Source organism: Cytobacillus sp. Hz8, from assembly GCF_042263505.1.
Taxonomy (GTDB): Bacteria; Bacillota; Bacilli; order Bacillales; family Cytobacillaceae; genus Bacillus_BE.
In genome coordinates, this window is record NZ_JBHKFI010000015.1 from 47,081 (window position 1) to 59,537 (window position 12,457).

Sequence of the window (12,457 nt, forward strand, 5' to 3'; positions counted from 1 at the left end):
GATACCTCCTAATCTAACATTCTCTTTAGATTGTGGATGGCTCTCTTGGCATAAAGTCTTGGTTCATTGAGATAGGCTGTTACTAGCTCTATCGTAATGGTCTTGTCATAACCCATTTCACTTAGTTCATACATTAATTCGTTAAGTGGTAAAACGCCCTCACCTGGCAGGATATGGGCTTCACTATGTCCATCACTATCAATAATATGCATATGGACCAATTTGTCTTGTAGCTTATCGAAATAAGCCAAAATACTTTCCGCTTGAATATAAGGGACAACGATATCAACCATTCCTACGAGATAAGGTGAATCGAACCGATCCAATACATCTTTTAGTTGATTGGCATTAGTTGTTACGTTGGATTCAAAGGTTGTTAATGGTTCATAAATGATCTTGTGATCAATCTTTTCCGCATGATCCACTAACTCTTTTAAGCTCTTATTTAACTTTTCATCAATTTCCCTTTGGGTAGCTAGATAACCAGCATGCCCTGCAGAAATTAAGGTATACTCTGCTCCCAAGGCCTTTGCTACATCCATCGCTGCCTTTGTATACTCAACCGAATCAGCTCTCATTTCTTCCGTCCCACTCATAATATTGAACGGATAGGCATTCATTTCAGGAGTATAAATTCTAACTGGCATCTCATATTGATCAACTAAAGCTTTGATTTCATCTAAACCATTTCGCTTTAGATCATAAGGGTAAGCATGAGGCCGTCCCCCCCATAGCTCCACGTAATCATAACCAAAACGCTTAGCATCTTCAAAGACATGTTCAATCGGATTTCTCTGATATCCAGATGTAAACATCCCAAATTCCATGACCCTGCCTCCTTGTATTAGTAATTCGCTTTTCCTCCGTAGTATCGTCTATCATCAGGATTATGATCCTTTGCAATGGATAAATAATAGTAGAAATACTCTAAAGGAACAAATAGAACTAATGGGGTAATCATTGGATGAACTTCTACACCTAAATCATTTACATCAAATACAATGATATCGTTTGTGTATTTTTTCACAAAATTTAATGTGCGTTCTACTATATGTCTTGATTCATCATTTCCAAGTAAAAACACGTACGGAACTCCCGCCTCCACCATTTCTAAAGGACCATGACGAAATTCTGCCGCATTGAGTTGACTTCCATGAGTTCTTGTAAATTCAAGCATGGTAATAATTCCTTCTTTATAGGCAAGAGGCAACAGATTCCCTGCAGATACTGTATAAAGAAATGGATATTTACTTGCCTTTATACCCAATTGTTTAGCTTTCTCTTCTTGAGTTTGCACTAAGACTTTTAATACATTGGGAAGCTCCTGAAGTTGTTTTAGGATTTCTGAGAGTTCTGCTGTTTTACCCTCCATTAACTGAATATATTTACACGCAATAAGGTAATTTAAATATAAGTGCATTTGCCAAATGGCATGTCCTTGATAACCAATGGCATACTCAGCGCTTTCTCCTAGAGGTACACCCGTACCGTCTTTGGATAATCCTACTGTCATTGCCCCTTTTTGTCTTGCAAGGTCAATGCTCTTATAAACTTCTTCCGTTGTTCCTGAATCACTGACGCCAATAACAAGGGTATGCTGATCAATAACATATGGAGTTTGATCCAAGAAATCAAAACCACTATAGGACCTTGCCGTTATCGTTGAATACCGCTCAAAAAGAATTTGCGCTGTCTGACATGCACATAATGGTGAACCACATGCTACAAAATATACGCGATTGATATTCCGTGATTTCATCTCTTGAACAATGATATCAACCTCATTCATTTTTTCTTTTAATAAATGGTTCACTTCTTCAACCATATGACCTGTGATTAGAAATTCAACAGTACTTTTATCAATGTCTAACATAGTAATCCTCCTCATGGTTTATTATCCTTGGACCTTTCTTTTATCCTCCCAAGGTTCAAAGATGGAAATAATATGTGCGGCGACCTCTGCTCCTTTTTTCAATGATTGTTTTATATCTCCACTATTTAGAAATTCTGCTAGGAAACCGGCAATAAAACTATCCCCAGCTCCTACTGTATTTACAACCTCCGCCTTCACGATGCCAGCTTCATAGATTTGATCTCTGCTTAAAGCGATTGATCCTCTTTCACCCAAAGTAGCTACGCCCAATTTCATTCCATTTTGGATTCTCTCCTTTAAAAATTGGATTATCTTTTCATCCTTTTCTTGATAAGAGAAAAATCCAATATCTACTACTCCATCTAAATTCTTTACCAGTTGACTCTTAAGTCGATCGGCAAAATCAAAACTAATCAAAGTATCAGGGTTTATTGATTTGATATCTGGCAACACTCCATCTGCTTTTCCCCAGAAGGCTGAGTGAGATAAATCATGGGTAGCAGCAAACTTAACATCCTCTGTATGAAAAACCATGTCCTCAAGAACACCTTCTACATAATCCCCATGAATTCTTTCCTTTTCATTTAGTTGCATATATGTGATAGCTGTATTTCCATGAGCAATTCTTACATGTGAAGTATCAAGTCCCTGATCTTTGAAGCATTGAAACATATCTTTTCCATACTCATCATCAGCAACAGTAGTAATAATAGAAGTAGGTACTCCTAGGTGAGCAAGATTAATTCCCGTATCAACTATATTTCCCGTAAGATAATAGCAACCTAAATTGGAATAGTAGTCCACACAATTGTCGCCTATTACCGCAACGCTCTTCATTACTTTGCCTGCCTCCCAACGAAATAATGATCATTTAAATAATCCATAGATTGTTTCAGAGAAGAATAAGGATCTTCCCAGTAAATAGAGTCATTGATCTCTAAAGAAATATATTGATCATAGCCATTTTCAGAAAGAGCATCTAAATAATCGTAATAGGATAATGTCCATTCCCTAATATTTCATGATTCTGATCTGCAAGATGAATATGTACGATGTCTTTTCCTAATTGATGAAAAAAGTCCTGAATGGTATCTCCAGCCACCTCCATAGCAACAACGTCCAAACAAACCTTAAGTTCTTTTCGTTGCACCTCTCCGAGCATATTCTTTATATCATTCAATGACGTGACAAGATTGCTTTCATATGGCTGCAGCTGTTCTAACACTAATTCAACATCATACCGCTTAGCTAAATCACATATTCTTTGGATGCTTTCAATTGTGTATTTCCAACTTATACTACGGTCCACATCCCGAAATCCACAACCTGTATTCAAAAAGATACGATTACATCCTAGTTCAAGTGCATCCTGACAAGCCATATCAAAAAACTCAACAGTCCGATTTCGAACACTTTCCTCTGGACTAGAAAAGCTATATGGATAAGCAAGTGTTTCTGGCGTGTACATCACGACCTTTATTCCATATTGATCTAACTGGCTTCGAATTTGGAGAAGTCTTTTGCCCGCTTCATATCTCGTCAAATAGTTCAACCTGTATTAATGTGGTTCTGCTCCCCAAAATTCCATATACTTGATTCCGCATTTTGCATAAGCATCAATGGTATAATCCAATGAATATTGGACAAACTGCACACTCATTGCTGCAATTTGTTCTTTCATTATCATAAAGGTCCCCCCTTTCGATATAGATAAATTTAAAGAACTTTCATACCAAAGCATATATTTACTCCATTTTTTATTCCAATACATATAACATAAAACTTTTTTATACCATCTAACTGAATTGTAAGTGTTTTCAGCAGAACCGTCAATGCAAAATCATAGATGATTTGTTATTTTTTTATACCAACATTAATAATAAAAAAGCTGTAATTGACCTGATTATGATCAAAAACAGCTTTGTATCAACAAATATCACATTTTGAATATATATCCCATTGATTCTTTAATTCTACAAATTGTGGGCAAGATCTTTGGTTGCCTCATACAGACGGCCATAAATTTCTTGGAATTCCTTATATTTTTCATGATTTTCCATGTTAGGAACGTACTTCTTGCCCGGTTTAATAAATTTTGTGAGACTAGAAAAACTGTCAAACCCATCATAATGTACCCCCAGTGCTGCCATCAAGGCATCACCAAAGCTTGCTCCCACTGTCACAGCAGGAGTGTTAATCGTTTTACCTATAATATCGGCAACAATTTGCATCCAAGTAGTATTTTTTACACCTCCACCTACTGCAAAAATCTGATTAATGTCCACGTTATCATGGCTCTCCATAATCTTGATCTGCTGATTGATGGAATAACCGACAGCTTCCAATGCACTGCGGTACAAATGCTTACGTGTGTGTGCTAACGTCAATCCAAACAAGACACCTTTTGCATCCGGATCATTAATGGGTGTTCGCTCACCTGCGAAATAAGGAAGAGTAATCAAGCCATCACTGCCTACAGGAATGTCCTCTACACCTTCCATCATTGTTTCATAAGCATCTTGCCCTCCGGCTTTTTCATCGGCAAGAGCGTCTACAAACAAGGTATCGCGGTACCATTTGGTCAAGCTTCCGGCAGCGTTTGTGCCCGCAGAAATATCACAAAGGCCTGGAACTATGAACTGCTCACGCCATAGACGATCATCATTGACTAATTCTTTAGTCCCCAAAATCATGTAAATAGAAGATCCGAATTGAACCATCATTTTTCCAGGTTCCACAACTCCAACACTGATCGCCTCCGCACCAGAGTCATCTGTTCCTGTAATAACAGGTGTACCTTCAGCAAGACCAGTTTCGATAGCAGCCTTAGCAGTTATATAGCCTGCAACATCCATGGCTTCTTTTACATTGGCCAACTGATCAGGACGGCAAATAGGTGCACAGAGTTCGGGTACAGGCTGCCAGGTTTTCTGATCATACAGAGGATTGAAGCTAGCTAAACCTAAGAATCGGTCAACTACATATTCACCGGTCAGTTTAGCGGTGATAAAGCTGGAGCCTGTAAGGAATTTATGAGCTTTTGCATATACTTCTGCTTCTTTATTTTTGATCCACAGAATTTTAGGCATGACATCACTGGAACACAAAGGACGCCCATACCATTTCTTAATTTGCTCTTCACCATACATCTCGGTTAGCTGAGCAATTTCATCGGTGGCACGAGCATCTACGCCATAGAGAATCGCTTTTCTCAGTGGGTTACAGTTTTCATCAACTGGTAAGCAGTCAGCGCCAAGAGCACTGGCCCCTAAAGCTTTAATATCTTTCGGGTCTATACCGGATTTTGCAATCAGCGCATGACTAATTGTGCAGAAATCACCCCACCAGTCTTTATCAGCATCATGCTCGAAGTAGTTTGGTTTAGGATTCGTCATAGCATGTTCAGTCACATGTGTAGCAATAATGTCACATTCACTATCAATCAGAACACCTTTACTGGAATTTGTACCAGTGTCAATGCCCATAAAATATACCTTGCTCATTGATTTCGTCCCCTTTTCTGAATTTTTCGATTTTCACTTAACACTTAATGAAAACGTATCCAAATGCAGATATAAGTAGTAAAGAGTTCTACGATGTTAGGTATACCATCGTGCATTGTAATCGTTGACATAAAGATAATTCACAGCATCTTTGACATTGGAAAAAATGTTTTGTATAGCTACATCCATACCTTCAGACTAAATCCTACCCAATTCTTGTATAGCAGCTTGCTATAATAGCAGGCTTACCACATTTGAAATTGATGCTTTATAAAAATTTATAGAGTTTCACGGAATTTATATACAATGTCCATGAATTCCTTCACACGATTAACTTGTACACGTACATTTTCCAGTTTAGTATTTTCCAATTTACCATTTTCTTTGAAATAAGTGCCAACAATGGCAGCATCAGCACTTGTCAATTTTCGTTCGATAGTATTAGGACGACAACCGGTGTTGCACAATACAACAACTTCCGGTGCGGCAGCCTTTACACTTTTAATTAATTCATCATCAACATCTTGACCAGCGGCACTGGCGGAGATGCACAAACCATCAGGATGAACTTTGAAAATTGTAGATTTTGCTATATCAACCAACGGACGAGTGTCTAAATTGCGGTCAGACTCAGGGTTAATGAAGTACAACATCTTTAAATTATCCAGATGCAGCTCATTTTTACGACGGATAAGTTTAGAAAAATCATTATTATACAAACCTCCATCACCAACATAAACACCAGAGAAAGTACCACGAACAAATTTGGCATCAACAGCAGCTGCTAATTCCAGTGTGGCACGGCCGTCCGAAATACAGTCCACACCAAAAGGAACCCGGATATCAGTTTTCAATTCGCCAATGACACGGGCCATGGCCGTGGGTGTAACAAAATTCATATTACGTTCATAGGGCAGGCTGAATTCATTGCTGATAATAACCCCATCAACTCCACCGTCTTGTAGAGCTTTTAAATCGGAGCGAGCATGTTCTACAACTGTTTCCATACTATCACCGTAGTGAAAGCGGGGATCACCAGGGAGAGGATCTAGATGAAGCATAGAAATAATAGGTTTTTTCACACCAAACATTTCTTCAGTCCATAACATCATAATCAGTCTCCTTTAGGCACGATGGCCATATAAGTTTAATCTTTTTTATGCCAAAAAAATATTTAAAAAAATAGTCACCGCAAAAAGTCACGGCGACATCTTTGTGTCTCTAATATTATTTTAGTATAGATTGATACTATGTCAATAAAATAGACACGGATTTTATATTGTGCGTTCGCTTGGTGCCCTTCAAAGATTCAACATTATGTATTCCCTCTAATGGCTTTTCTTTAGTTTATTTATAAGATTCATTTGAAATATTTTGTGGGACAAGGTACCTGTCCCCTTGTCTCACCCGTTGCCTCAAAAGGCAATCAGGTGCTTTCTTCCATACTATAAATAAAATTTATCCATTATTAATATCACATTTAAATTTCATATATTATCAACTTGTACTCTCTTTGTTTCTATTCAAGTATCCTTAAAAATTCAGTAAAGTTATCTGCCACATTATATGTAACAGGCTCAAACTCACCGGATTCTTCATGAGACCATATACAAACAGAAGGATTATTTTTATCTGTTCTAAAATCTAAGCATACAAAGTCACCCGCAAATACACTAGCTATTGGCAATACCTCTGCCCCTAATAAGTCCTCGTTATCAGTTAACCTTTCACCTATTTGTGAAAATACAACATCTATGTCATAAATTCCTTTTGGATGATTCTCAATATCATCTAATATACACAAAAATCTTTCTATCGCATAACCACGGTTGTTACACTCAAATGTTGCTTTCTCAACCTCTACACCATTATTTTCTTTTATAAATTCTAAGAAAGTCTCTGGTAATGAAAGTCTCCAAAATTTTTCGTGATTCTTTATTAATTCCTCTGAAGGCAATGGCCTTACTATAGTGTCCTGTTTTATTTTCATATTTCTTCTCCTTTCATTACAAGCTATCTCGGAGCATCTGCCCACATTCCAATAGATCTGCCACCATTATGAATAGTTATATTGTGTATTCCAAAAGGTATTAACTCCATTTTACCTGGTACTTCAGTATGGTGCCATGTCATACCTTCTGGTCTTCCACCAATTACGTTATCTAGCCATTCAAATTGTGCCTCGTCAGACTTTAACCAGAGACTTTCTGGTAAATCTTTAGTCTCCACGACAAGTCCAGCACTCTTGAAATCTGCAAAACCGTACCTCATTCCATCTGCTTTTATAACATTTACATTGGGAATCAGGCCATCTGCAATTGCTTTTTCCTTTATCAATTTTCGCTGGCGGGCAGTTAAATACTCTCCACCATGAAATGACTTATTCCATGACCAAGTTTTGTTTGTTTGAATTTTTTCACTGTATAGTCGAGCAAAATCATCAACAACATCATCAAAATTTTTGGTACCATCAATAAACTCATCAATGTTTTTTAAGTTTACATTACCCGTACCCTTATTCCCAACATTCACCCCATCCATCTCACCCAACATTCTCCGCACCTTATCCCCAAACACATGAGTTTTCTCAGGTTCCAATTGGATAGGTACGCCTTCTGGAGTGAGGGCAGCACGTTCTGTAAATAGGTTAATCTTTTTCGCAAAAGTGACCGTACTATCAGCCAAATCTGCTAATTCTATTGTATCTTTTATGACCTTATTTTTCACTACCGAACCAGCGTTTCTTAAGCGGCTTGCTGTGAGTTTTCCGGCTTCTTTGACTAGGTCATCGACATGTACGATTCCTCGTTGAATCGAGGTTTTCACTCCGGTTTTCATTCCAAACAGCGCAGCATTTTTGCCGAGATTAAGGGTACGGGTAGCGCTGCTGAATTTCGCAACCCCACTTACACCGGGGACAATATCTAGCGGGCTTAACAAGCCGCGCACCCAGCGCTCCGATGTGCCGAGTTCTCGACCTGAGATCCAGTCCTTTCCGGGGTTATTGCTGATTTTAATTCGAGGGAGCCATAGACCGCTCCTAACGCCATTCCTGCTGGAGGACACACAAGTGAAACGCCAACAATCACCACTAAAGCCGCGATTTGACCCCATAATTCTTTATTTTCTTGGGAATCTTTGATGGATTCATATTCAAAGGCTCTGGAATTCAGGATGGCTAGTTGGTACTCTTTTTGGGAGAAGTCTTGATCTGGGTGTAATTTCTTCACCGCTTCGTATTCCAGCTTCATTCGTTCACCGTAGTAATTATCGCCGCTGAACAAATCCTCTAGACTTATTTTCGTTTTGGGAACTTCTAATTTTTGTTGGGTACCGCCGTCATAGATGGTTTGAATTTCCTTGGCCCCGATCCAATTGGTGGTCGTGTAGTTGGTAATATTGATATTCCGGATTGTCTCGACAAAGGCATCCATGTTTTTTCAATACTTACTGTACACAATCGTTTGTCAAAAAATAAGCCATGTGGAATTTCTTCTCTCCACATGGCTTTCTTTTGTCTATTAATAAAATTCATTTGAATTATTTTTGTGGAACAAAGTATCCGTCCCCTTCGTCCCTTTTAAATTGCAACATCCTGATAACCTACTTCAATTACTTTTTCATTTAATAGACGAATCCCTAGTCCATTTTCTATATCCCATGTACAATTAAATGTAATTCCAATATCTCGCCCTTCAAAAATATCCGCATATGGAACAACAATTCCATCTAAAGTTATCATTTCTAGTATTTGATCAGTTGTTTCAACTAATGGGTAATTTTCATTTAATCCAATATCATAACCTAGTTCATGTCGCTTATGTTTATAATAATCTAGTATTGATTGCAATAAACTTGGTTGTAAGTCCTCCCAATTTTGCATTAATGATTGATATGCCGTATACTGTCCTTCATCAAACTTGCCATCTTCTTCACCATCTATCATCAAAGCTATCTCAGTTTCTTTTCCAAAAAAATGAATAGTGGTATCCATAGCCCAACCATAGTCATACTCAAGTTTACCAAAAATTGGGTCGCTTATAGTCATTTTAAAATCTCCTCTTTTTGTTTATTAGCAAATCCTCTAGGTTTAAAAGCTCCTGCGTTTATCTCTCCTACACCGCCCAGATGTCCGAATTCACTATTTATTTTTGTTGGCACGAGTTGCATTGTTTTAACATCATTTAATTCATGCCATGTTAATTTGTTTATTTCTCGATATTTCTTTATATCTCTTGCACTGATTGTACCAGACTCCATTCCAAATTGGCTTGCTAATTCAGGTGAATTATTAAGTTGATCAGCTAATTTTAGGTCTGATTGAACAAAATTAGCTCGTCTGGCTTTCCCTCCATAAGTTCCCGTTCCTCCAAGCATATAGTTGATTTCAACTTGTGCTTTTGCTGTCGGTGAAAAATCAGGAACAGCATTTTTATATTGGATGCCATCAATCCCAACTTCATCTAAAATTTGTTTTAATTGATGGTCTGGAGGCTGCTTTAGTATGCATTTAGATTCACCCCTAATTCCCTCATATTCAACCTTTGGATTCTCTAATGCAGGTGTCTGATTAAACCTTGCTTCATACGAACTAGCAAATTCAGTTTGTCTAAAGGCAGGTGGAACTTCAACATCTATATTACCCGTACCCTTAGTCCCAACATTCACCCCATCCATCTCACCCAACATTCTCCGCGCCTTATCCCCAAACACATGAGTTTTCTCAGGTTCCAATTGGATAGGTATGCCTTCTGGAGTGAGGGCAGCACGTTCTGTAAATGGGTTAATCTTTTTCGAGAAAGTGACCGTACTATCAGCCAAATCTGCTAATTCTATTGTATCTTTTATGACCTTATTTTTCACTACATTAGCGCCATCTTTGATTGCGGAACCAGCGTTTCTTAAGCGGCTTGCTGTGAGTTTTCCGGTTTCTTTGACTAGGTCATCGACATGTACGATTCCTCGTTAAATCGTGGCTTTCACTCCGGTTTTCATTCCGAACAGTGCGGCATTTTTGATATTCCAGATTGTCTCGACAAAGGCATCCATGTCTTTTCAATACTTACTGTACAAAATCGTTTGTCAAAAAAAGAAGCCTTGCGGAATTTCTTCTCTCCACATGGCTTTACTTTAGTCTATTTATTTATTCATTTAAAATATTTTGTGGGACACGGTTTACCTGTCCCCATGTCCCTTTTTTGTCTATTAATAAAATTCATTTGAATTATTTTTGTAGAACAAGGTACCTACCCCTTCATCCATCAAGAATAAATCCTCTTTAAATAATTTACATTTTTTGGTATACCAAGATACCTCGTCTCCGAACTATATTTAATTTTAGATTGTATTACACTCTCAAAACTTCTTATCATTCAACCATAGCTATAAAATCACTAAATGTATCAGTTACAAAATATGTCACTGGTTCTAACTCGGCCGACTCCTCATGATTCCAAACAACAACGTTGGGATTTTTTTTATCTTTTCTAAAATCCAAACATACAAAATCACCAGCAAACAAAACAGCAATAGGCAAGATATCTGCACCTAGTAAATCTTCATTATCAGTAAGCCTGTCTTCAAGTTGAGTCAATGTTACATTTATATCATACATCCCTAGTTCATTATCTCTAGGAGTTTTTAAAAAACATAAAAAACGGTCTATTGCATATTCATGATTATTGCATTTAAAAACTCCATCCACTGGTCTTCCTCCATTATTTTCTTTCATAAAATCAACAAAATCTTTTGGAAGTTTTACTCTCCAAATTTTCTCTTTTCTTTCAAATAGTTCATCGATTGGTAACGGAAATATTATAGTTTCCTTATCTATCTTCATATAAAATCCCCCTCGTATAATAAATCAAGTAAGTAATCTATCTAGGTGCATCTGCCCACATACCTGTTGTTCTACCTCCATTATGAGGAGTAATTTGATGAATTCCATATGGAACTAATTCCATCTTTCCGGGTGTTTCTGTGTGATGCCAAGTCATACCCTCACGGTATCCACCAATTTGTTCATCAAGCCATTTAAACTGTTCCCTATCCGATAATTTCCAAAACTCTTCTGGTAAAAAAATAATTTCCTCTACTACACCAGCTCCAGAAAAATCTGCAAATCCATATCTCAATCCTTCCACTTTATTTATTATAATTCTAGGAATATATCCGTTTAAAACAGCTTGCTCTTTAATAAGACGCTTTTGCTTTAATGTTAGATTTTCTGCGCCTAATATATCCTCTCCCCAAGACCAAAATTCATTTGAATTTATTTTTTCAGCATATAATTTAGCATAATCATCTAAGACATGTTCAAAATTCTTAGTTCCACTAATAAATTCAACTATATTTTTTAAGTTAGACTCATTGACTCCCTTACTTCCATTACCCGTACCCTTAGCCCCAACACTCACCCCATCCTTCTCAATCTTCCAAAAACTCCGCGCCTTATCCCAAACACATGATTATTCTTAGGTTCCATTCGGATGGATACGCCTTCTGGAGTGACTGCTGCACCTTCTGTTAAGGAGGTAATCTTTTCACGAAAGTGACCGCACTATCAGTCAAATCTGCTAATTCTATTGTATCTTTTATGAACTTATTCTTCACGACCGATCCAGCGTTTCTTAAGCGGCTTGCTGTGAGTTTCTCGGCTTCTTTGACCAGATCATCGACATGCACGATTCCTCGTTGTATAGTGGTTTTTACTCCCGTTTTCATTCCAAACAGTGCGTCATTTTTGCCGAGATTAAGGGTACGGGTGGCGCTGCTGAATTTCGCAACCGCACTTACTCCAGGGACAATATCTAGCGGGCTTAACAAGCCGCGCATCCAGCGTTCCGATGTGCCGAGTTCTCGACTTGAGATCCAGTCCTTTCCGGTTATTGCTGATTTCAATTCAAGGGAGCCATTCCTGCTGAAGGACACACAAGTGAAACACCAACAATCACTGCTAAAGCCTTAATTTGACCCCAGAATTCTTTATTTTCCAGTGAATCTTTGATGGATTTATATTCAAAGGCTCTGGAATTCAGGTCGGCTAGTTGGTACTCCTTTTGGGAAAAATCTTGATCTGGTA

Annotated in this window: 15 protein-coding genes; all 15 read right to left on the reverse strand. The window is 37.9% G+C overall.

The genetic code is table 11. The features are described 5' to 3' along the window. Nucleotides 1-8: 8 nt before the first annotated feature. Nucleotides 9-827 carry a fructoselysine 3-epimerase gene (gene frlC, locus ACE38V_RS16670; protein WP_375842959.1) on the reverse strand — a complete coding sequence of 273 codons (819 nt, stop codon included), beginning with the start codon at nt 825-827 and terminating at the stop codon, nt 9-11. Nucleotides 828-844: 17 nt separating this feature from the next. Further along, on the reverse strand, nt 845-1,873 hold the full coding sequence (locus tag ACE38V_RS16675; protein ID WP_375842961.1) for an SIS domain-containing protein: 1,029 nt from the start codon (nt 1,871-1,873) through the stop codon (nt 845-847). Nucleotides 1,874-1,894: 21 nt separating this feature from the next. Then, nucleotides 1,895-2,710, reverse strand: coding sequence for a fructoselysine 6-kinase (frlD, locus tag ACE38V_RS16680; protein WP_375842962.1), 816 nt, complete (start codon nt 2,708-2,710; stop codon nt 1,895-1,897). A gap of 142 nt (nt 2,711-2,852) precedes the next feature. Beyond that, nucleotides 2,853-3,416, reverse strand: coding sequence for a sugar phosphate isomerase/epimerase family protein (locus ACE38V_RS16685; protein WP_375842964.1), 564 nt, complete (start codon nt 3,414-3,416; stop codon nt 2,853-2,855). A gap of 15 nt (nt 3,417-3,431) precedes the next feature. After that, nucleotides 3,432-3,560 (reverse strand): hypothetical protein, encoded by a 129-nt coding sequence (locus ACE38V_RS16690; protein WP_375842966.1) that lies wholly within the window; start codon nt 3,558-3,560, stop codon nt 3,432-3,434. A gap of 286 nt (nt 3,561-3,846) precedes the next feature. Then, complete coding sequence (locus ACE38V_RS16695; RefSeq protein WP_375842968.1) at nt 3,847-5,376, reverse strand: FGGY-family carbohydrate kinase; 1,530 nt, start codon at nt 5,374-5,376, stop codon at nt 3,847-3,849. Nucleotides 5,377-5,654: 278 nt separating this feature from the next. Then, the gene (locus ACE38V_RS16700; RefSeq protein WP_375842970.1) at nt 5,655-6,485 is read right to left on the reverse strand and encodes a BtpA/SgcQ family protein; all 831 of its coding nucleotides are present in this window, start codon (nt 6,483-6,485) and stop codon (nt 5,655-5,657) included. Between the two features lie 410 nt (nt 6,486-6,895). Beyond that, a complete protein-coding gene (locus tag ACE38V_RS16705; protein WP_375842972.1) occupies nt 6,896-7,366 on the reverse strand; it encodes an SMI1/KNR4 family protein in 471 nt (156 codons plus the stop codon). A gap of 23 nt (nt 7,367-7,389) precedes the next feature. Then, nucleotides 7,390-8,316, reverse strand: coding sequence for an HNH endonuclease signature motif containing protein (locus ACE38V_RS16710; RefSeq protein ID WP_375842974.1), 927 nt, complete (start codon nt 8,314-8,316; stop codon nt 7,390-7,392). Further along, on the reverse strand, nt 8,310-8,810 hold the full coding sequence (locus ACE38V_RS16715; protein ID WP_375842976.1) for a hypothetical protein: 501 nt from the start codon (nt 8,808-8,810) through the stop codon (nt 8,310-8,312). The genes ACE38V_RS16710 and ACE38V_RS16715 overlap by 7 nt, the downstream gene beginning before the upstream one ends. Nucleotides 8,811-8,956: 146 nt before the next feature. Beyond that, nucleotides 8,957-9,424, reverse strand: coding sequence for a DUF6985 domain-containing protein (locus ACE38V_RS16720; RefSeq protein WP_375842977.1), 468 nt, complete (start codon nt 9,422-9,424; stop codon nt 8,957-8,959). Beyond that, nucleotides 9,421-10,065, reverse strand: a complete 645-nt coding sequence (locus ACE38V_RS16725) for an HNH endonuclease (RefSeq protein ID WP_375843074.1) — start codon at nt 10,063-10,065, stop codon at nt 9,421-9,423. The genes ACE38V_RS16720 and ACE38V_RS16725 overlap by 4 nt, the downstream gene beginning before the upstream one ends. A gap of 679 nt (nt 10,066-10,744) precedes the next feature. Further along, on the reverse strand, nt 10,745-11,215 hold the full coding sequence (locus ACE38V_RS16730; RefSeq protein ID WP_375842978.1) for an SMI1/KNR4 family protein: 471 nt from the start codon (nt 11,213-11,215) through the stop codon (nt 10,745-10,747). A gap of 37 nt (nt 11,216-11,252) precedes the next feature. Then, nucleotides 11,253-11,792, reverse strand: coding sequence for an HNH endonuclease signature motif containing protein (locus tag ACE38V_RS16735; RefSeq protein ID WP_375842980.1), 540 nt, complete (start codon nt 11,790-11,792; stop codon nt 11,253-11,255). A 109-nt stretch (nt 11,793-11,901) separates the two neighbouring features. Then, nucleotides 11,902-12,276, reverse strand: a complete 375-nt coding sequence (locus tag ACE38V_RS16740; RefSeq protein ID WP_375842981.1) for a hypothetical protein — start codon at nt 12,274-12,276, stop codon at nt 11,902-11,904. Nucleotides 12,277-12,457 lie beyond the last annotated feature (181 nt).

Coding starts and splice junctions, on each gene's coding strand:
- frlC (WP_375842959.1), bottom strand. CDS start 827: ATGGAATTTGGGATGTTTACATCTGGATATCAGAGAAATCCGATTGAA.
- ACE38V_RS16675 (WP_375842961.1), bottom strand. CDS start 1,873: ATGTTAGACATTGATAAAAGTACTGTTGAATTTCTAATCACAGGTCAT.
- frlD (WP_375842962.1), bottom strand. CDS start 2,710: ATGAAGAGCGTTGCGGTAATAGGCGACAATTGTGTGGACTACTATTCC.
- ACE38V_RS16690 (WP_375842966.1), bottom strand. CDS start 3,560: ATGATAATGAAAGAACAAATTGCAGCAATGAGTGTGCAGTTTGTCCAA.
- ACE38V_RS16695 (WP_375842968.1), bottom strand. CDS start 5,376: ATGAGCAAGGTATATTTTATGGGCATTGACACTGGTACAAATTCCAGT.
- ACE38V_RS16700 (WP_375842970.1), bottom strand. CDS start 6,485: ATGTTATGGACTGAAGAAATGTTTGGTGTGAAAAAACCTATTATTTCT.
- ACE38V_RS16705 (WP_375842972.1), bottom strand. CDS start 7,366: ATGAAAATAAAACAGGACACTATAGTAAGGCCATTGCCTTCAGAGGAA.
- ACE38V_RS16715 (WP_375842976.1), bottom strand. CDS start 8,810: ATGGATGCCTTTGTCGAGACAATCCGGAATATCAATATTACCAACTAC.
- ACE38V_RS16720 (WP_375842977.1), bottom strand. CDS start 9,424: ATGACTATAAGCGACCCAATTTTTGGTAAACTTGAGTATGACTATGGT.
- ACE38V_RS16725 (WP_375843074.1), bottom strand. CDS start 10,065: ATGTTGGGTGAGATGGATGGGGTGAATGTTGGGACTAAGGGTACGGGT.
- ACE38V_RS16730 (WP_375842978.1), bottom strand. CDS start 11,215: ATGAAGATAGATAAGGAAACTATAATATTTCCGTTACCAATCGATGAA.